At 43.0% G+C, this 20329-nt stretch carries 20 protein-coding genes; 10 read left to right on the top strand and 10 right to left on the bottom strand.

What is annotated here, in order from left to right:
• The first annotated feature begins 71 nt into the window (after positions 1–71).
• A complete protein-coding gene (locus F6J90_RS26165) occupies positions 72–707 on the top strand; it encodes an ATP/GTP-binding protein (RefSeq protein ID WP_293100162.1) in 636 nt (211 codons plus the stop codon).
• 364 nt (positions 708–1071) lie between these two features.
• On the opposite strand, the gene F6J90_RS26160 is transcribed toward F6J90_RS26165, so the two are convergent.
• Positions 1072–2325 (bottom strand): hypothetical protein, encoded by a 1254-nt coding sequence (locus tag F6J90_RS26160; protein ID WP_293100159.1) that lies wholly within the window; start codon positions 2323–2325, stop codon positions 1072–1074.
• Between the two features lie 33 nt (positions 2326–2358).
• Positions 2359–3417, bottom strand: a complete 1059-nt coding sequence (locus F6J90_RS26155) for a polysaccharide pyruvyl transferase family protein (protein ID WP_293100156.1) — start codon at positions 3415–3417, stop codon at positions 2359–2361.
• A gap of 595 nt (positions 3418–4012) precedes the next feature.
• On the opposite strand from F6J90_RS26155, the gene F6J90_RS26150 reads away from it, so the two are divergent.
• Positions 4013–4435 (top strand): polynucleotide kinase, encoded by a 423-nt coding sequence (locus tag F6J90_RS26150; protein WP_293100153.1) that lies wholly within the window; start codon positions 4013–4015, stop codon positions 4433–4435.
• 239 nt (positions 4436–4674) lie between these two features.
• Here the strand turns inward: F6J90_RS26150 and F6J90_RS26145 are convergent, their stop codons facing one another.
• The 3 genes from F6J90_RS26145 to F6J90_RS26135 all read right to left on the bottom strand — a co-directional run bounded on the left by F6J90_RS26145 (position 4675) and on the right by F6J90_RS26135 (position 6648).
• Positions 4675–6066, bottom strand: a complete 1392-nt coding sequence (locus F6J90_RS26145; protein WP_293100150.1) for a transposase — start codon at positions 6064–6066, stop codon at positions 4675–4677.
• 122 nt (positions 6067–6188) lie between these two features.
• On the bottom strand, positions 6189–6353 hold the full coding sequence (locus F6J90_RS26140) for a DUF3368 domain-containing protein (protein ID WP_293100148.1): 165 nt from the start codon (positions 6351–6353) through the stop codon (positions 6189–6191).
• A 28-nt stretch (positions 6354–6381) separates the two neighbouring features.
• Positions 6382–6648 carry a UPF0175 family protein gene (locus F6J90_RS26135; protein ID WP_293100145.1) on the bottom strand — a complete coding sequence of 89 codons (267 nt, stop codon included), beginning with the start codon at positions 6646–6648 and terminating at the stop codon, positions 6382–6384.
• A 146-nt stretch (positions 6649–6794) separates the two neighbouring features.
• On the opposite strand from F6J90_RS26135, the gene F6J90_RS26130 reads away from it, so the two are divergent.
• Positions 6795–6917 (top strand): hypothetical protein, encoded by a 123-nt coding sequence (locus F6J90_RS26130; RefSeq protein ID WP_293100142.1) that lies wholly within the window; start codon positions 6795–6797, stop codon positions 6915–6917.
• Positions 6914–8059, top strand: a complete 1146-nt coding sequence (locus F6J90_RS26125) for a succinylglutamate desuccinylase/aspartoacylase family protein (protein WP_293100139.1) — start codon at positions 6914–6916, stop codon at positions 8057–8059. The genes F6J90_RS26130 and F6J90_RS26125 overlap by 4 nt, the downstream gene beginning before the upstream one ends.
• Positions 8060–8287: 228 nt before the next feature.
• Here F6J90_RS26125 and F6J90_RS26120 read toward each other — a convergent pair whose 3' ends face one another.
• Genes F6J90_RS26120 through F6J90_RS26110 form a run of 3 tightly spaced genes read right to left on the bottom strand, consistent with a single transcriptional unit; the run spans position 8288 to position 10395 of the window.
• Positions 8288–8440, bottom strand: coding sequence for a hypothetical protein (locus tag F6J90_RS26120; RefSeq protein ID WP_293100136.1), 153 nt, complete (start codon positions 8438–8440; stop codon positions 8288–8290).
• A 28-nt stretch (positions 8441–8468) separates the two neighbouring features.
• Positions 8469–10073 (bottom strand): helicase C-terminal domain-containing protein, encoded by a 1605-nt coding sequence (locus tag F6J90_RS26115; protein WP_366513860.1) that lies wholly within the window; start codon positions 10071–10073, stop codon positions 8469–8471.
• 46 nt (positions 10074–10119) lie between these two features.
• Complete coding sequence (locus tag F6J90_RS26110; RefSeq protein ID WP_293100133.1) at positions 10120–10395, bottom strand: hypothetical protein; 276 nt, start codon at positions 10393–10395, stop codon at positions 10120–10122.
• Between the two features lie 145 nt (positions 10396–10540).
• On the opposite strand from F6J90_RS26110, the gene aroF reads away from it, so the two are divergent.
• Together aroF and F6J90_RS26100 are read left to right on the top strand one after the other, a co-directional pair.
• The gene (aroF, locus tag F6J90_RS26105; protein ID WP_366513859.1) at positions 10541–11698 is read left to right on the top strand and encodes a 3-deoxy-7-phosphoheptulonate synthase; all 1158 of its coding nucleotides are present in this window, start codon (positions 10541–10543) and stop codon (positions 11696–11698) included.
• 23 nt (positions 11699–11721) lie between these two features.
• On the top strand, positions 11722–11925 hold the full coding sequence (locus tag F6J90_RS26100; protein WP_293100131.1) for a hypothetical protein: 204 nt from the start codon (positions 11722–11724) through the stop codon (positions 11923–11925).
• On the opposite strand, the gene F6J90_RS26095 is transcribed toward F6J90_RS26100, so the two are convergent.
• Positions 11891–13921: an ABC transporter ATP-binding protein gene (locus F6J90_RS26095; protein WP_293100128.1), complete on the bottom strand. Its 2031-nt coding sequence runs from the start codon at positions 13919–13921 to the stop codon at positions 11891–11893. The two genes, F6J90_RS26100 and F6J90_RS26095, sit on opposite strands and share 35 nt — an antisense overlap.
• 106 nt (positions 13922–14027) lie before the next feature.
• The gene (locus F6J90_RS26090; RefSeq protein ID WP_293100784.1) at positions 14028–14288 is read right to left on the bottom strand and encodes a hypothetical protein; all 261 of its coding nucleotides are present in this window, start codon (positions 14286–14288) and stop codon (positions 14028–14030) included.
• Positions 14289–14510: 222 nt separating this feature from the next.
• On the opposite strand from F6J90_RS26090, the gene F6J90_RS26085 reads away from it, so the two are divergent.
• The 4 genes from F6J90_RS26085 to rffA all read left to right on the top strand — a co-directional run bounded on the left by F6J90_RS26085 (position 14511) and on the right by rffA (position 20258).
• Positions 14511–15950 carry a nucleoside transporter C-terminal domain-containing protein gene (locus tag F6J90_RS26085; protein ID WP_293100126.1) on the top strand — a complete coding sequence of 480 codons (1440 nt, stop codon included), beginning with the start codon at positions 14511–14513 and terminating at the stop codon, positions 15948–15950.
• A 234-nt stretch (positions 15951–16184) separates the two neighbouring features.
• Positions 16185–16811 (top strand): hypothetical protein, encoded by a 627-nt coding sequence (locus F6J90_RS26080; RefSeq protein WP_293100123.1) that lies wholly within the window; start codon positions 16185–16187, stop codon positions 16809–16811.
• 982 nt (positions 16812–17793) lie between these two features.
• Entirely contained in the window at positions 17794–18981 is a 1188-nt protein-coding gene (locus F6J90_RS26075; protein WP_293100120.1) for a glycosyltransferase, read from the top strand.
• Positions 18982–19127: 146 nt separating this feature from the next.
• Positions 19128–20258, top strand: a complete 1131-nt coding sequence (gene rffA, locus F6J90_RS26070; RefSeq protein ID WP_293100117.1) for a dTDP-4-amino-4,6-dideoxygalactose transaminase — start codon at positions 19128–19130, stop codon at positions 20256–20258.
• Positions 20259–20329 lie beyond the last annotated feature (71 nt).

Genomic DNA, 20329 nt, shown 5'->3' with positions numbered 1-20329 from the left:
ATTACCTTGATTCACCCCAACCTACTGGCACAGTTGATAACCTGTAGTATTTGCTAGGGAAGCATAATCCAATGGACAGTATACGGATTGTAGTAACGGGAACAATAGGGGCTGGCAAATCTACTTTTGTCAGAACATTCAGCGAAGGTGCGGTTATTGAAACAGAACGAACGGCTACGGATGCCACATCATTGTTTAAGAAAAAAACGACCGTTGCCTTAGACTTTGGTTTGCGTTCCTTAAATCGGAACTTGGATTTGCACCTGTATGGAACTCCTGGTCAAGCTCGCTTTGATTTTATGTGGGATATTTTGATTCGCCGAGCTCACGCCTATATTTTATTGATGGCAGCTAATCGAACCAGTGATTTTGCTAGTGCTCGTCAGATTTTATCGTTTATGCAGGAGCGGGTCACTATTCCAATGATTATTGGTCTGACTCATACTGATGTTGCAGGGGCATGGACTCCAGAGGAAATTATGATGCGCATGGCATACATCGGCGATACCAATCAACCCCCAATTGTAGCTGTTAATCCCAATAATAAGACCTCAGTATTTGAAACTGTAATGATTTTGATGGCTCAGATGCTTTGCCAAGGGAGTGTTATTGAAAGTGCTAGGAGAGAAAAGGTAAGTCAGGCAGCTCCGCTACCTGTTAAGAACCAATATCATTGGCCAAATCCCCAGTTTTTATCAGGGGGTTAGTCAGCGAGTAAGCTATCAGCTATCAGCTATCAGCTATCAGCTATCAGCTATCAGCTATCAGTTATCAGCTTTGAGCCTGTGGCCAAGCTACTGTTCGCGCAGCGTGCGCGTAGCGCAATCGGTGCTTTTAGATGCGACCCGTGGCGAATTTAATAATTAGATGCGGAAAGCGCACCTTTGAATAAAATAAGCTGATTCCGTAGCGTCAGCCTTGGCCATTCGCGAATGGCCAAGGCTGACGGCTGACGGCTGACGGCTGACGGCTGATAGCTGATAGCTGATCAGTTCTAGCAGATTTTTCCCAGTTTTTGGCTTAAGCTGGCGCTTAACGTTCGCGTAGCGTGGCCTACGGCCAGGGTGTCATTCAGCCCTGGTTTGCGCTATATAAACTTAGGCTATTTAGAATGTCTTTGATTGGTTGTTTGACCAAATCAAATGGCTTCTTAATAAAATAAACGTGAAGTATTGAAGCTACTACGCCAGCAATAGTTTTGCCTTGGCAAAATAGATAGGCTTTACCATTTTCTATTTTGCTATCAAGAGCTTTTACTATTTTTTCTTCGGCCTTAACGTCTTTCGCTAGCTTCAAAATTGCTACAGCATGACTTAGATCATGAGTATCTTGAATTTGCAATATTCTGTTCCAATTACTGGGTAATTTATCTGGAAATGTTATGGCTTTTTCTAAATTGCCAGAAATCAGTAAAGGCAGCATAGTTCTCACGCATTTAGGGCAGGTTCCACAGTTGGTTTCACCACCTTCATTATTAGTACATACCCTCAAATATTTCATAGCAAAAGGGTCTTTTGCTAAAAATTTAGCAATTTTTTCAACCCTTTGGGTCTCTGAACCGTCATGAACTATATTAGTTTTTTCCGTTGACCATAGGTGGTCGAGTAATGGGCTAGTTCCCCAAGGGAAAACATCTTTATAAGAATCTGTTGAAGGAATTAAAACAGATTCTAAACCTGCTGAAAGAGAAAGGGACACTGAAGCTAAGCCAGCCCCATGATAATAAGGTCCCCATTGTAAGTTAAAATGATTGCGGATATTTGTTTCACCTACAATACAATCTATACTGGCTGCATGGGCAACTTCCATAATCCTTGAAATTACCTTTTTTTCTTGACCATGTTTATAAATGCGTAAAGGTCGCTCAATGCCTTTCATGTAAATTAAATGAGAAAGCGGAAGTCCAAGGTCGCTAGGGGTCTTCGTATGTTTAATAAAGGTATAAAACGAATCCACTCCCAAGGAGAAAAATGCCCCAACTTTGCTAAGGGATTTTTGATCATAGTTTGTTGGAGATTCTGCGGTAACTAAAACTTTTTTCAGCTGGGATGGATACCACTGATGAAAGATATCTTGTATGGTAGGTAAATTGCGAAAAAGTTTCGCGGACATCAGCGGTTTTATCTCCAGATTTTCACCTTTCTCCATTGCCGGTAAAAGTAAGGCAGGAACAAAAGCATCGGCGCTTTCACTGACAAAATCAGCGAATCGTTGAGGATATTCAAAATAAATCTCTATTTCTTGGTCAAGGCTATCAACCTGCACGAGACCAACAAGTCTCACTCTGTCATTAGCAATGATTTTTTCAACATGCAGTAGTTTCATAAGATTTCTTAGTGTAGTTGAATAAAGGTAAAACTATCTATTGGCAAAAACTTTCTCAAGACATTCTTTCGCAGTTTTTGATTCTTGGCAGATAAACTCTTCTGGTCTTTTGTAATTTTTGAAAACTGTTTCTATCCGCTCTAGAGACAAGGGCTCCATAAAATTTACCACTCTTGCTGTCGGTAGCATTTCTGACTTATCAATGTAATGCTTAATTTTTGATTCGGAATTAACAATTCCAATATTGGCAATCCCAAGGAGATCGGCTAGTATAATTGAGTGCAGGCGATTACCGATGTGAAAATCCATGTGCCTCAGGATTGCTAGAAACTCTTCCGGATTTTTCCATGAGTTGATTTGGCAATTAGAAGCAGGTAAATATTTCTTCAGTCGTTCGTGGAAGCGATTATCATTTCTTTCATTTCCTACATGTCCTGGTAGCAAATGAATCATACAATTATACTTCTCAATGAGTGGCATTAACTGTTTGGCATAAAACTCAGCCCTACCTTCACCCCACCAAAATTTTCCAGAGAAGGATATGTTGGCAATATCACTAGCTTGGTTGGCTGGTTTGACAAACTTTTCATACATAGTCAAATCCAAGAAAGCCAAGTCACCTCCTAAGTCAGGTGATTTAGCAAGTTGAAGCTGTTGCAATGCCATATCATAGGAATGGTTATCTCTAAGGTATAACAGATCGGCTTTTTCAAAGATATCAGCTATCTTTTTTTTCTTCTCAGATTTCACACTTTCTAATCCAACACCGAGGAAGCAGAAACGCTTACCCATTAATTTTGACAAGGCTTGCATCCTTGATAAATTCCTTGGCCTGTCTTGCAGGTTTAAGGTTCCCCCACCCCAGGCTATGCAGTCACTTTTCAATAGTAATAAAGTTCTTTTTAGTTTTGATAGTTGTGCATTCCTAAAGAACACAACTTTGTCACTCAAACCTTGGTAATAATTAGTTTGGCAACAGATAAATATTTTTTTGACATCTTTTTTACTAGCGAAATAATTAGTTAACTGCTCAACAAACAAATCGTCGCCAATATTACCATAGCCGTAATAACCAATCAGGAAAATATTCACACTCTATCCTCACACTATGTGCTTAAGATTATCTCAATTATATAGTCATTAATCAACAAGTAAATTGGCCTAAAAAACAAGTGGTTTTAGCCAATTATTTAGACAATAAGCGAGCATCTTAATCAGCGAGCAACATCAAGGTAAACATCCAAGCCAAATGTCGTAAGCATGGACGTAACTAATCAGGAGTTCAATGAACTAGTTGAATTGGATGGCTGAATTTTAGTTTAAAAGCAATTATAGATATAACTTCAGCAAAAATTTCACAATTCCAGAAAAATTCACGAAAACATTAAATAAAACACTAACTATATGAAGCTTTGATGAAAAAGACTTGGAGAAGACGGAATTAACACCAAGTTGGAACCAGCGGATTACTTTGCCTGGGAATTGACCTTGATGAAACTAAACAGCTCATGGATGGGGTGAGCAAGGATGAATCCATGGCTGACGATCTAGGGTCTTATGATCTTGATAAGTTACATTTCCATCATCGGCTAATAACTCCATTCCGTGTCTTGATGCAAAGCGCGAGTGGGGGAAACCCCCTGTTCCGAAGCTGCATCGCTAATTGGTGTACCACCCAGCAAGCTTCATGAATTCAAAACTTGAGCTATTTGTAGATTGCGACTGGACCATTCGCCAGCCGAGTGGTCAAGGTAGATTTATCGACCACCCTGACCAGCAAAAAGTGATTGAAGGAGCTGATAAAGCTCTGCAATGTTTCAAAAATGAGGGTTATATCATTCTTGGGGTGACCAATCAGGCTGGAGTTGCAGCCCGACATAAAACCCTGAGTAATTGTATTAAAGAGCAACAGAAAACTCTTAAATTGCTTCCCCAGCTCAAAGGAATTATTTTTTGTCCTGACTATGGGGCAACCTGTTATTATTGCGAGCGGCACTACTTTTCTGAAGTAACCAGTAAAGCATACGCTGGAGAATACCGAAAACCAAAGCCGGGAATGATTTTGCAGTTTAAAACCAACGGCTCTTCAGCTTTGATGGTTGGCGATTGACCTTCGGTCACGCTTCGCGAACGCAAGGAAGATGCTGAGGCAGCCGTTGCAGCTGGAATTCCGTTTATGTGGACCTCGGATTGGCTAGCCAAATATGGAAGCTGACAGAGGTCTGTTGACAAACTCAGCATAGGGAGAGCGTTCGCGTAGCGTGGCCTACGGCCAATCGCATCTGTTTCGGGTTGCCAGTTACTCTCCCGCCACTTTTGACATCTCCCCCGGTTGAAACACGGGGGATTCTACAAGGATGTTACGCCGCAGCGGTTTTCCCGTGCGGCTTCACTTCTTGTTCGGTAAGATCTAGAAAGAGATTTGAACAGATCAAACCGATGTGGGAGTGTCAAGCTCCCGCTACCCACCTTGGTTAGATCAATGCCTAACTGTGTGGCTACTTTTCTGGCAATATTGGCGGCACCATTGCAGTCCGCGTTAACCAGATATCCTTTTGCGGATTTATACAATCCACGCCTTACTCTTCTCCCCGAGGGTTTCCATCCACTGGGTTTTTCACCGTGTCTAGGTAATGAATCCTCATCCAAGAAAGACGCTTTACTGGTGTATGCTTCTTCGGTAATTGTTAATCTTATTCCATACTCTGGACAGAGCTGTTTTAATCTCTCGATCAGCCTCTTAGTGGGAATGACTACGAAGTTCTGATTACCTCGTCTCCCCATATTTGCCGAATCTTTTTGTCGTTCGTTCCAACCTATGATCAAATTTCCAATGCGATTGCTAAGACAGCGGTTGATGATGAATCGAGCGGCTTTATTGATCGCATCACGCATTTGGTTATTTCGCTTCCGCTGAACTCTATCCAAGTTCGCATCCCAATAAAGATCGGGCACACCGGCTTTGTACTTTGCGACCAGGCGAGCATAACTCTGGTTCATTGACTTCAGTTTCCGACCATCAATGATAAAGCTTTTTCCCTGGGTCGAAACCCCAGTCAGCCAATTGTCGCCACCGTGATCAAAACTCCATGCCTGGGAGTAATCAAGGTTAAAATTGTGTTCAACTGGTTGCTTACCGTCGTCGATTACCCAGTCAATCCACAGTTGACCATAACAAGGGCGAATCGTTACCTCTCTGACCCAATCCGGGTCTACAAACTCCGGGGCTTCTAAGGCAATTTCAGTAAGTAATTCTGACTTACTCTCTTTACTTATAGAGGGATAAAACAAGCCTTTTTTATAAGTAAGAGCCTGTCTAGGAAAAGTGACAGCAGCTAGCCCCCCTTTTCTGCGGTATCTAAGAAGTCTTGGCCTGTCTACCTGTCCTTTATAGTAAAGCCCAACTAATTGATTGTAACTTGTAATTGATTCGGCCACAGACTTAAGAGTTTGCTGTGCTGACTGGGCGGCCATGGCTTTGTAATGGGGGTTGTCTTTCAACTCTTTACAAAGCTCTGTGTATTTAATATTGCACTTATAGGTTTTCCACCCATACCGCAGATCATCACCCTTCCAATAAGTGGTATAAGCTTCTGGTTGCTGTTCTAACCAACTGTAATGCTTCTGCTTAGAGTAATATATCGCACAATTACATAAGCTGTTAGCGTTTTCACATTGGAACAGCCAGAAAGCTTTTTCTTCGTCAGTAAATGTTGCTTTTATAGGAATTGTCCGATACATTTTTTATCACCTACTTACAGATATTATGACATATTTAAAACAGAATAGTTCCATTTTTCCGGGATACGACGGGGTAAACCCCGTCGCGGGAGTTTCATCCCCGGTCATTAGACACAGGGCTCTCACGTTCCCGGATGTCTTGGTAGAATATCCGCGTAGAGGCGAGGGCTGATTCGGAAACCAGCGATCGCGATCATATCGTCAATAATGGGCTTAACATTGGTAATAAAATTATTATTTTTTGCTTCCAAAAGAACGCCGAGAATGCCAATATACTTGAGGCCCATACTGGCTGCTATTTTTCTACCTCGACGTTCATCTATTATTAGGCGATCTGCACAGGCTCTTTAATTCTTCGAGAGTCTGCAGGTCTTCTCGAAAATCCTCTACATCATAATGCAGACAAATATTGCGACTGGCAAGGAGTTGTTGAAAATTAATTTGATTCATGCCAGCAAGACGACTAGCATTGCCGAGGGTAAGTTTTTCCTTTTGATACAGCATCACGGCTATCTCCAGCTCTAGCTCGGCTTCTGTCATGCCTGTGGATTGGAAGATATCGTTGGGAATTGTAACGCTCATCGTGCCTCCTCCTAACTTTTGCCTCAATGGTAACACCTACCGATTGACTAGATGGATACCAGGGTATGGTACAAAATCTTTAACCCCATTAACACCATAGGGGTTAAGCTCAACTATACCGTTGATCATACTTATTGATCATAGTTATGAGGTACATTGAATTTTATTACCCCTACTCCCTACTCCCTACTCCCTACTCCCTACTCCCTATTCCCTACTCCCTAAAACCCTGGACGTTTTACCTAACCCAATTTAAAACTGCTATATGAATCCAACTATTTCTACTATTCCAATTCAGCAACTAACCTCAGGCGATCGCATTTCGCTCCAAGTCTATAAATTCGTTGGCTCCCAACCGGGAAAGAAGGCATATTTACAAGGCAATCTCCATGGTTGTGAAATTGTTGGTAATGCGGTAATTCACCAGTTGATTGACTTTTTGAGCACTCTGGATGACACTCAGCTGACTGGGGAAATCTGGCTGGTCCCTGTTTGTAATCCAGCTAGCACTAATCAGCGTAGTCATTTCTTTGCCACAGGAGGATTCAATCCTTACGATGGTCAAGACTGGAATCGGATCTTTTGGGACTATGAAAAGGAGTGTGATGATTTAGAGGATTTCGCCCAATCTCAACTTAATTTGAACCCTGATGAAATCAGAAATAACTATTTAGCACGGATCCAGTCTAGCTTGAAACAACACTTAAAAGACTGCTACTCTCCAAGGGGATTACCGTTTCGTCACATTTATCGCTATCAACTGCAATCTTTATGTGTAGATGCTAACTATGTGATTGATATCCATAGTTCTACTAATCAAGGACTTGATTTCTTGTATGGCTTCTACTCTCGGGAAGAAAGCGCCAAAGACTTTCTTCTCGATTATGGAATTGTGATGCATGAGGATGAGTATGATGGGGATGCTTTCGATGAGGCATTTATTAAGCCTTGGCAAGGGTTAGAGAAAGCCTTGGCTAAGTTAGGCAGAATCCTTCAGTTTGATATTGAATCATGGACCCTAGAATTGGGTTCTGGGATGCAAATGAATCCGGAGTCGGTGAAACGGGGAGTATACGGTATCACAAACTATTTGTCGAAAAAAGATATGTTACAATTGCCGGATTTTCCGATAACTGATCCAGACTCTTACCAAATGAAATTAGCATCTAAAGATAACATCGAGAGATACTATGCTCCGGCTGGAGGAATGATTCAATCGAGAGTTGAGTTAGGGAGTTTTGTAAAAGTAGGAGATAGACTTTATCAGCTACTGAGCTTTAATAAAGAAGGAAATCTACCGAATGTAATTGATATCAAGGCGGAGACAGATGGTTTAGTGTTTGATGTTTCAACAAATTATAGTGCGAATCAAGGGGAATATGTGCTATCAATACGGCAATTTGATAATTAGGTAGGGGTGGGAACAGTTATATCAAGTCCGGTTGAATACCCATCATAAAAGTGTGGGGAGATGGGGAGATGGGGAGATGGGGGAGATTTTTATAAAGCGATGCAGCGCGGTCTTGGGGGTTTCCCCCATGAGCGACTGCATCAAGACAGGGTAATTATCCGAAGATCATATTAATTAAAACTTCGATTGTAATTAGGACTTGGGTTACTCAACATGTTGGCTTTAATTTTACCAACCTAAACTGATATCAAATAAAAAATCTAGATTCCAGTCCCCTTTTGCCTTTTGCCTTTTGCCTTTTGCCTTTTGCCTTTTGCCTTTTGCCTTTTGCCTTTTGCCTTTTGCCTTTTGCCTTTTGCCTTTTGCCTTGCTAAAACCCATTTTAAATGCGTTTTAGCTTACTGACTTTCTAAAGCCAACTATCTTGTGCTTCTGGGGCATCTGAATTCAACCAACTGGCATCTAAATAATTAATTCGAGCAAAAGGACTCAAGGCTGATAGCACATGACGTCCATAACTGCGGCGGTTTACACGATTATCTAAGATGGCAACACAGCCTTGAGTAGCTCTTACTGGTGCCACTGCTCGTTGTAATTCTCTCAATGCTGTTGGTAACAAATACAAACGAAACCAATCCATTAGTTGCTGCTTGTAGTAAGCGACTCGACCAGCAACTAATGGATTTTCCAAAGAGGGAATTGGTAAGGTAGCAATCATCAACAGTTGGGGAGAGGGGATTTGAGCTTGATACCTATGCCAAAATTCCCAGCCACAAATCAAAATACCTCTGTGACTGAGACTGGTGCTTTCTACCTGCACCCGGGAACCAAATTCTGCTGCTAAGACTGCCCCTAGCTGGGCTTTGAGGGGGACATCTCCGACTAAAATAACTACTGGTCTGGTGATGTCAGTACTGAGGTTTAGTAGGGTGCGAATTTCTTGAGTCAGAGCGTTTTGAAATCGCTCTGTATTGGGCATGGGTAGACGATCGGGCAAATACAGTTGAATCTGTCGGTGAGGGGAAAACTTCAAACAGGTTAACTCCCCTAATCCGAGCTGCTGACGGTACACAGAGGCACTTTTCTCTAAATCTAGGGCTCCACCGATTAGCACTACTGGCTGTCTCGACCAAATGGGATTTAAGGCTGTAGCGACTTCTACTGGTGCGCTATATAAGGAAAACTGACCTTGCGATCGCGCAACGGTTGCCCACATTAGCTGACCTGACTGCTGCCAGAAGTGGCAAAACTTTTCCCAGGGTTTCAGCAAATAGAGAGATTCTGCTTGAGTGCTGAGGGAACTTAGTTGATCAAATAGCTGTTGCAAGCCATCTTGCTGATCTGTTTCAATCAGGTAGCACTCATAGGGGTTAGCAGGGCGCTGAAATAAGGCTTTGGTTAGCTTTACCCGCACATCCCGAATCAAATCAGCCTTTTGTGGATGGGCTTGCATCAGTGCGTCCCAGTCTTGGGGCTGGATGCAGCCTTTAAGCTGGTTACTAGTCCAAGATTCTAGGTCATCCACACCATCAATCACAGTAGGAATATGATTAGGAAACCAGCCCTTGTTCTTCAAGCGGTCTGTTAGCCAAGATTCTGGTGAGGTAATCAACAGTCCTTGGAACGGTTGATCGGGAAACCTATCACTGGTATGAATTACCTTATCGCTACCAAAGCACTGTTGTAAAAGGGGAATTTCCTTTTGCAGCAACCATTCTTGTATCCATAAGGGTGCCACTACGATCACAGGTCCAGACCAAACCAGGGCTGGTGCCAGGTAACTCAGGCGATAGGAAGACTGTAGAGAGGTTTCCTGCAAGGGTTCTAAACCGGTCTGAATCAAAGCAGAACGCCCTAACCGCAAGGCTCGTGCCACTAGCCTCGCCATAGTCAATTGGTGAGGCCAATTGGGTTGACCCTGCGATCGCAGAAAATCTCGTAACGAGGAATGAACTTTGACTTCAATCAAACTAGCATTCAACGGCTTTGGCTCGTTAAACTGAGCAATGAGCACTAATGCTGTGATCTTAAATCATGTATTGGGCAAAAATCGTGAAAGACTAGACGACCATAGATTGGATTAGGCTGCATCGAAGCCAGGGGTAGTAGCTCAGAATTTGGCGTTGCTGAATCTTCGCGCTGAATAGGAGTAGAGTGGGCATCCTGCCCGCCCGGAAATATATTGAAACTGGCAAGATGCCAGTTCCACGCCTGATGCCCATTCCACAGCAAGATGCCCATTCCACGGCAAGATGCCCATTCCACAAAACTCTTGAAATCATTCCATTATTAAGCAACGCCCAGAATTTTCCTAATTTCCCAGTAACTATTGACATGAGGCTATTACCCTTGCTAGGGTAGTACCAGTAAAAAGAAATTGCCAAATTTTTCATGGCTTAGCCGCAAAGAGACATGTTCAGCCCCAGCTATTACTTTTATTTTTGGTTTACGGAGGTTCACCGGAGGTGACGATAGTTCCATATGGAACCCCCCGGTGGACCGCAGCAATATAATCTGCGGTCCTTTGTTTTTTTAGGCAAAGCAGCGACAAGAGCAAGACATGACCACCTACCTTTACAGCTTTTACAGCTTTTACTTTTTTTGGCCCAGAAATCGTTCCGGGTAGTAATGGTCGTGCCAACCTTTCACAGCAACCCGGAACCCTCAAGGAACCGGGTTTTTTTTACGTCCATATCTGTAACTAAATCTCTAACTAAGGAGTCCATAACCATGTTGAACGCTAAACTAGCACTAGCTACTAACCCCAATCACCAAACCATCGTTAGACTCTCAGAACAAGTTGTCTTCGGTGGCTCAGAACTGGTGATTATTGGTGGTCCATGTACCGTAGAAAGTCACGCCCAGATGGAAACAGTGGCTACTAAACTCAAAGCTGCCCCGGTACAAGCGTTGCGGGGAGGTGCGTTCAAACCGCGCACCTCCCCGTACTCTTTCCAAGGGCTAGGACTAGCAGGACTAGAAATTTTGTCTGATATCCGCAGGCGTCACCAAATCCCAGTAGTGACCGAGGTGATGTCGATTGGGCAAATTGAATCTATTGCGACCCACGCTGATCTGCTTCAGGTAGGTAGTCGCAATATGCAAAACTTTGACTTACTCAAAGCCTTGGGTAAGCAAGACTTGCCCATACTGCTAAAGCGGGGACTAGCTGCTACTGTTGAGGAATTCGTCATGGCAGCGGAATATATCCTCAGTCACGGTAACTCTCAGGTGGTGTTGTGTGAACGAGGTATCCGCAGTTTCGATAACTATACCCGCAATATCTTAGATTTAGGAGCAGTGGTAGCACTCAAGCAGTTGACTCACTTGCCGGTGATTGTAGACCCTTCCCATGCTGTGGGTAAGCGGGAATTAGTGGCACCTCTGGCAAAAGCTGCAGTGGCAGCTGGTGCAGATGGACTGATTATTGAATGTCACCCGGAACCAGAAAAATCTGTTTCTGATGCTAGACAGGCGCTTTCTATCGAAGCAATGGTGGATTTAGTTCATAGCTTAAAGCCGGTGGCAGCAGCAGTGGGACGACAGATTGCAGAACCTGTCACTCTTCCGGAGTTAGCGATTGACCTTGGCCAAAAGGCCACGCTACGCGAACGGTCACGCTACGCGAACGCATCTTAAGCAGAAACGACAATTTTTATTTATTGCGCTACTTGAGCTGGAATAGGGAACTTCGGACAAGGCAACAGGGAATGATTGAGCGTGGTCTTATAGCGCTGCATCGCTCTTTCCTACTGTTACCTGTTCCCTATTCCCTGTTCCCTATTCCCATCAATCCTAGTTTCACATTAAAGGAAAATGCTAGATTAGCCATCAATCTCCTAGCATCTGCAATTTGTATAAACTAGCGTACAATCCGTTTTGCCCTAACAATTCCTCATGGCTTCCCGACTCTACTAACTCTCCTCGCTTGAGTACCAGAATCCGGTCTACATTACGGATAGTGGACAGTCGGTGGGCAATAATAATTGCAGTCCGCTGTTCTAACAGCCGTTCCAAAGCTTCTTGAATCAGAGCCTCGGTAGCCACATCTAAACTAGCTGTTGCCTCATCCAGCACCAAGATTTGGGGGTTACGAATTGCAGCACGAGCAAAGGCTAACAATTGTTTTTGGCCAGCAGACAGATTAGTTCCTCGCTCTCGCAGCTGGGTATCGTAGCTTTGGGGCAGTTTTTCGATAAAGCTAGCCACGTTCGTCACCTCCGCTGAGGTTTTAATTTCCTCAATGGAGTAGGTTTCTCCTAAAGAAATATTACTTTTAACATCACCAGCAAAAAGAAATCCCTCCTGAAGGATGACCCCGATGTGGCGTCGTAGTTCTGCCTGGGCTAAATCCCGAATATCAATCCCATCTACGAGAATTCTGCCTTGGCTTGGTTCATAGAGGCGGCACAGCAACCGAATAATAGAACTTTTACCTGCACCGGTCGGACCAACTAAAGCAACTTTTTCCCCTGGATGAATGGTAAAGTGCAAGTCTTTGAGAACATATTCATCTTCCTTGTAAGCAAACCAAACGTGTTCAAAGCAAATCTCTCCGTTTAGGGTTGTTCGCGTAGCGTGACCTTTGGTCAAAGGTTGTTCCCGTAGCGTGGCCTTTTGGCCAAGGTTAGAGGGTTGTTCGGTGTAACCATTGCCGAAGGATAAGTTAGAAGAGTGATGGGCTAGATCACCATTCAAGCTGTTTGGAGGCTTTATCGGTAAATCCCCAGATTGTTTCCGGTCTTGTTTCCCTCCCTCAAACTCTGGAGAACCTCCCACCTGCAACCGTCTGACCTGCAAGCCTTCGGGGTCACGAATTTCAATGGTTTCATTCATAATGTCACTGATGCGCTCAATGGCAGTGAAACCGGCTTGGAGCATAGTGAATTTTTCTGAAAACCGACGCAAGGGGTCAAATAGCCGCTGAGCATAGAGGATAAAGGCCGACAAATCACCAAAACTCAGGTGATCTTTGAGGATAAAATGACCACCGCTCCACAACACTGCTGCGATCGCTACCAGGGAAATCCACTCTAGGGTTGCTGAAATCGCTGAATCGTTAAAGATGGTTTTGTCTACTTCAGTGATGTATTTTTGGTTAACTGTGCGAAACATCTCGGCATTGTATTGTTCACGGCGAAACAATTGCACAATATTAATGCCAGAGATGTTTTCTTGCAGCATCGCGTTTAGGGAGGAAAGTTCTTCCCTAGATTTGTAGTTAGCTTTGCGATATTGTTTCTGGAAGTAAATAATAATAGCAGTCACTGGCAAGAGCATTACCACTAAGATCGATGCCAGTTGCCATTGCACTAAAAACATGGTAGCAGCAATGACTATCATGGAAAGTAAATCACCCACGATGCCAATGGCACCGGTGGAAAAGACATCGCCTAGGGCTTCCACATCGCTAGTGAGCCTGGTAATCAATTTCCCCACTGGTGTGCGGTCAAAAAATCTCACCGCTAGGGAGGTGACGTGCTCAAATAGGTCTTCCCGGATAGCAGCAGTGATTTTCTGACCTATCTTCACCACCACAAATCCCTGAATCCCGACGAACACTAACCGGATTAGTATAGTTAATAGTAGTATAGTGATCAGAATATTGAGGCTCTGTGATAGGGAGCGCTCTAATAGGAAAGACCAAGTTCGCTCTTCTTGACGAATTAAAGAGATTACCTGCCCAACAATTAAGGGTTGAATGGCACTTGCTACGGACAGGGGTATCAATAAAGTAATTGCAATAAATAGCGGGCCTTTGCTGCGACGGGCGTAGGGGACTAGGCGTAGGAAAAGTCTCCAGTCGTTCTCTTGCGTTCGCATTTTTGGAGCTGCCTGTTTACCTGGTGATCTGCTGGTCATCTAACACCCTGGTGTTAATTTGGTGAACAATATGGTAGCGCAAATAAAATTGAGAGTGGTTTTAGTGAACCACGAAGACCCAAAGAACCGGAAGGACGATCGGGGGTTAAACTATAGGAGGATTGTCTCGATTGCTCAATTCTGAGGGTGGGCGATCGCTACTCCAAGCCCACCATACATAGCCACACTGACATTGATAAAACTCTTGCCACTTCCGGCGGTGGTCTTCACCCATGACTGGTGAGGACCGATTAATCCAAACCTTCTCAGCTTCTAGAACAGATGCTCGACAACTAGGACAGCAGAATTCCAAGGCATGGGTGGCTGATTTGGTCCACTGAGGCGGTAAGGGGGCAAAAGCATCCATATATATAGCAATCCTCTGGGGGTCTCGGGGGGTAATAGTTGGCAATAGTTATGTTAATTTGGGATTCTTTATTTCCCTGAAACTATTTTAGGGATTGTACCATCGAGAAATTCCCCTGAATCGGATATTGTTTTAGTTAGCTTGAGGCAGTACCTCTGGCATAGGATCTGGTCGTGCTAGTTCATGGCTGAGGATATTGCCTAATTGAAAACACAAGGGCCCATGTCTCATCCCTTATATCTCAATGTTATTTCCTTCTGTGGTATTTTTGCCCTATGTTTCATTGCTTGGCTCAGTTCAGAGCATCGCCGCCTAATTCCTTGGAAAGTGATCATTTTCGGGATTGGTTTACAACTGGTCATGGGACTGTTAATATTCCTGTTTGCCCCCACCCGCCAATTCATCCTCGGCTTGAATGACGCTCTCAATGCTATCTTGGATGCTTCAGAAGCAGGAGCTAGGTTTATGCTCGGTGGTGGTAATTCTGCCTTTGTTCCTGATCCAGAATTGATGGTTGGTCCTGGTCCAGCGGGACGCTGGATTTACCGAGCAGTGGGAACTCCTTACGTTTCTGTCCCAGGGGATCGCCTCACTCCAGATAATCTGAGTTTCGGCTTTATTTTTGCCTTCCGCTCCCTACCCCAGGTGGTTTTCTTTTCCGCCTTCATTGCTCTGTTGTATCGACTGCATCTGATCCAGCCAGTGGTTCAGGTCTTTGCCAGACTATTCCGGGCAACTATGAGTATTAGTGGTGCTGAATCCCTATCAGGAGCAGCGAATATTTTTGTAGGGATTGAATCAGCGATCGCAGTCAAGCCATTCTTAGCCGATATGACCCGCAGCGAACTGTGTGCTATTCTTACATGCTGCTTTGGTTCGATTGCTTCAACAGTATTGGCTCTCTATACCAGTTTCTTGCGACCCACTTTCCCCACAATTACTGGTCACTTGATGTCCGCTTCTGTGCTAACTATTCCCGCCTGCTTCGTGATGGCGAAACTGATTGTGCCAGAAACCGATGTACCCAAAACCTTAGGGAAGGTACCAACAGAGGAAGAAGACCGGAATCAGAAAAAACCTAGCCTCATGGATAGTTTAATTGTGGGAGCATGGGATGGGGTCAGGATGGCTGTGGGAATTGCCGCTGTAGTCATTGCTATCCTAGGCTTAGTCGCACTCGTCAATACTTTTTTTGCTTATTTGGCTAATTTGGCTGCTAGTGACAATCCCCTACTACAGCTAATCGGTAATATCTTTAGTGTGATTACCTTAGATAATATCTTTGGGGTACTATTTTTGCCCTTGACCTTTCTCACTGGTGTTTCCCTAGATTGGCAGGAACTGTGGCAAGCCTCTGTGCTTATCGGTCAACGGTTATTGCAAACCGAGATTCCTTCCTATCTTAAGTTAGCCCAGCTATCAGCCCAGGGATTAATTAGCGATCGCGCTATTTTGATTATCAGCTATGTCCTCTGTGGCTTTGCTCATATTGCATCCTTTGGCATTTTTGTTGGTGGTTTAGCAAGTCTAGTTCCCGAACGTCGTGCTGACATTAGCTCCATTGGCTGGAAAGCTCTCTGGGCAGCAACCTTAGCTACATACATGACTGGCTGTATTGCTGGTGTGTTTGATTTCGGCAACCCAGCAATTTTGGGAAAATAGTCTGAAGTCAGCAAATGTGAAGTCAGCAAATGTGAAGTGTGGCATGGGTCGTGTGGCATGTCACATGTGAGCTATGCCATAGATTGGTTACTCAGCAACTAATAGGTTTTTATACTTCATCCTTGATAATTCATCCTTCAATAATTTATTATTTATAATTCATCCTTCAATAATTTATTATTTATAATTCATCCTTCAATAATTTATTATTCATAATTTATTATTCATAATTCAATGAAACGTAACCAACTTTGGCTGATTGGTCTAACTCTGCTAACTACCCTATTACTGATAATTGGGGGGCGCACCCCTTGGTCTAGACATGAGCAATTGACTATACCAATACAATCATTACCAGCTCAAGCTCAATTGTTTGCCCTAGCAGCATTTCCCACTACTGCTGATACCTCAGCCCATACTTTAAGACTTAATCAAGAACCTTATAAAGATCTCACAAAGCGCTTTCAGGTGGGTATACTGGAAGGGTATAAGGTTAGTACCATAGGTGGTTTCCCATTAATTGAAGCACCCGATGGTAACTTAGCCTACACGGTGCTTGTAGAACAAAGAGCGACAGATCGTCCATTAAGCAACCCTTCCCTAGCACAGATTGCTATTGAACAGTTTAGGCGGGGTGAAGGATTTCAAACCGGTAATTTTCAGCCAGTACCAGGAGGGGTGTCTCTTCTTTGGAGAGGTAACTTAACCCTAGGTGGTCAGACTCAGCCAGTCAGTGGAGTGATCTTGGCGCGTCAGCTGGGTAAAAATGTGGTGGTGATGCTAATTTGTGCCACAGAATCAGCTCAGGGAGACGTTAAAGATGCGATCGCACTTTTGGCCAATACTCTCAAACCTCTTTAAGCTCAATGCCACACTCCTTACGCTTAAGGGAAGCTGGTAATTGTCCATCATCTATGGTGCATTAATTTTTATCCACCAAAGCTGCCTTTACTTACCAAATATAGGCAGTTTTCTGTGCTACTGACGTAAGCATTCAGCCGTCAGCGGTCAGCCGTGGGCTTTTGGCCCACGCTACTTGAGGTGCAGACTTAACTCAGATTAAATGAATGGTTACCTGTTTTATTCAAAAGCTGTTCGGTGTAGCGTGGCACAGGCTAGAAGCCTGTGACGTAGCGCATAAGCTGATAGCTGATAGCTGATAGCTGATAGCTTACCTACTGACTTCTAGTAACATCGGATTAATTACCTCCTTGGAGGGTGGTTATTACTTTAGGATTTAGTAGTTAGTAAAAAAAATAAACTAACCACTAATCAATAACCACCATTAACAAAATTTACTGTCTAGACCATGGGACTAAGTTTGACTTTATTTCTTTTTCAAAATAGGCTCAATAATCCGGATTTATTTGATTGATATTGTATTGATAATTAAGCTTTCACGCATTTAAATTGTGAATCGGGGCTAATTGGGAGATTGGGAGATGGATTGAAGGCTTTTGCACAACTGGATCGATATTAAAATTTATAGCAACCGAAGTATAGTTTAGGACATAGTATTTTAGTTTAAAGGGAGCAGGGAGCATAAATATGTCTTCAGCTTTACTTCGACTTCTATAAATGCCTATTAGCTTACACCTGATGCTCTATAGCTTTTTTTTATCTATTTGTTTTATTAAATGGATAGGAAAAATTAGCGTTACCTAGTCTTGATATTATATTATTTACTTAATCTTTAATGATTTCGATAATCAATGGGATTGTATGCTAATTTTTAAAAAATCACACCCAGTTTATCCTAAAAATTACTATGCTGACAATTAATCAAATGTAAGGGGATATATTAAAACTAGAAAAATTGAATTAAAATAACGTAATTAATTTCATGCGTTTATTGATTATTCAGTATGCTGGAGATTACCGTGAAGCCTTTGAACGCTTAGCTAAAGGTGGACCTGAGACATACTATGCTCAGAAATATTCTGTAGATGCGGTAGCTGAAATTGGCAAACAAATTGGGGAAGTTGCAACTCTCTGTTGTATGACCGAAAAACCCTACAATCAGCTACTCGAAAAAGGAGTTCGTGCCATTGGTGCAGGGTTTAATGGAGAGATTAACGTTAAAAAGTTAATCAAATTGATTGAAGATTACCATCCGACTCATTTAGTTGTTCGCACACCCATTCGGGAAGTTTTTCGTTGGGCAATTCACAATAATGTTCCAACCCTAGCCCTATTTGCTGAATCTATTCCCACCAGAAAGGTGCGTAACAAGTTTCGTAATTATTTACTAAGCCAATTATTAAATAATGATCGAATCCAATGGATTGGTAGTTATGGGATTGATTCCTGCCGAGTACTCCAGGACATAGGAGTCAAATCTGACAAGATAATTCCTTGGACCTTTATTGTTACTGAAACCCCAGAATCCTTGTCACCAAAAACTCTACCAGCACAGGCCAAGTCTTGGCAACTGTTTTACATTGGGTCAATGATTGAAGCTAAAGGGGTTGGCGATATATTAGAATCTATCGCTAAATTAAAAGCTAATAAATTTCCAATAAAATTGAAGATAGCTGGTAACGATAAAACAGGTTTCTTTGTCAATAAAACTAAGCAGCTACAAATCGAAGACTGTGTAGAGTTTCTCGGGATAGTACCAAATAAAACCGTAGTTCCTCTGATGAGAGAATCTGATCTGGTATTAGTTCCTAGTCGCCACGAATTTCCAGAGGGTTTCCCACTAGCAATTACTCATGCCCTTTGTGCTCGAACTCCAATCATTGCTTCAGATCACCCAATGTTTATCAATAAACTAAAAGATGGCATCAGTGCGAAAATTTTTCCTGCTGGCAACTCTGTTGCTTTAGCAGAATCTATTCAAAAGCTGCTTTCAGATTCAGATCTTTACCATAATCTGTCTATAGCCTCTTACGAAACCTGGAAGAGTTTGCAGCTTCCAGTAAAATTTGCTGACCTAATTAATCGGTGGCTACATGACTCACTAGAAAATCACCAGTGGTTAGTTGAGCATCGGTTAAGTTCAGGGCGCTACAACTCAACATCTCCCTAATAATAATTTCCTAATTATTAGGATTACTAGCAAAAATAAGCCATATCAATAATTTCTAATCTATAGGATTTCAGGTGCATCGTAAAAATTGATCGCATTAATACCAAGTAGAAACTAAGAATTACTAACTAAAAATGGAAGTTACTTTGTCAAAAATACCTTTTAACCGCCCTGTTACTGTTGGAACGGAATTTGAGTATATCCAACAGACTATCAAGAACATGGATCTTTCCGGTGATGGTGCTATTACCAAACAATGTCATGCTCTACTCGAAGAAATATTGTCAGTTCCGAAGGTTCTGCTAACCACTTCTTGCACCCATGCTCTAGAAATGGCGGCAGTACTATTAAACATCCAACCAGGGGATGAAGTCATTGTTCCCTCCTTCACCTTTGTCTCTACCATTAATGCCTTCGTCTTACGAGGTGCTCAACCTGTCTTTATCGATATCCGCCCGGATACCCTCAATTTAAACGAAGAGAAATTAGAATCACTAATTACCCCCCGCACCAAAGCTATTGTTCCTGTACATTACGCCGGTGTCGCGTGCGAGATGGATACTATTTTGGAGATTGCTGGGCGCTACGGTATACCAGTTGTTGAGGACAATGCTCATGGGCTATTTGCTAAGTACAAAGGCAAGTATCTAGGCACATTTGGTTGTCTAGCTACCCAGAGTTTTCACGAGACTAAGAACTTTACTTGTGGAGAAGGTGGCGCACTGTTGATCAACGACCCGCAGTATATCGAACGTGCTGAGATTATCCGCGAGAAAGGAACTAATCGCACTCGCTTCTATCGCGGTCAAATTGATAAGTACACCTGGGTAGACATTGGTTCGAGTTATCTCCCCTCAGGCATACTCGCAGCTTTCTTGTATGCTCAGCTAGAAAGTCGCCAACAGATTCAGAGCAAGCGACAGCAACTTTGGGATTACTACTACGAAAATCTCAAGGATTGGGCACCGGAGTACGGTATCCGCTTACCAATTGTGCCAGAGTACTGTGACCAGGCATACCATATGTTCTACATACTCTTACCGTCCCTAGAGAAGCGCCAAGCCTTGATTGCTCACTTAAAAGCTCAAGGCATCTATAGCGTTTTTCACTATCTGCCATTGCACTTGTCTGATATGGGACGAGAGTTTGGAGGCAAAGAAGGAGACTGCTTGGTGACTGAGGATGTAAGCGATCGCTTACTTCGTCTACCCTTTTACAACGATATGACTGAGGCTGACCAAGCAAGGGTTGTGGCATCAATCAAGAAATTTTTCTGAACTTTACCAGAACTCTAAGACATACAGGACTGAGGTAAAACTGGGTAACAACACTATAAATAGTAGGGTGA

The organism is Moorena sp. SIOASIH (assembly GCF_010671925.1).
Classification (GTDB): domain Bacteria; phylum Cyanobacteriota; class Cyanobacteriia; order Cyanobacteriales; family Coleofasciculaceae; genus Moorena.
Note: the sequence above shows the minus strand (reverse complement) of the source record. Positions and strands in the feature narration are given on the sequence as shown.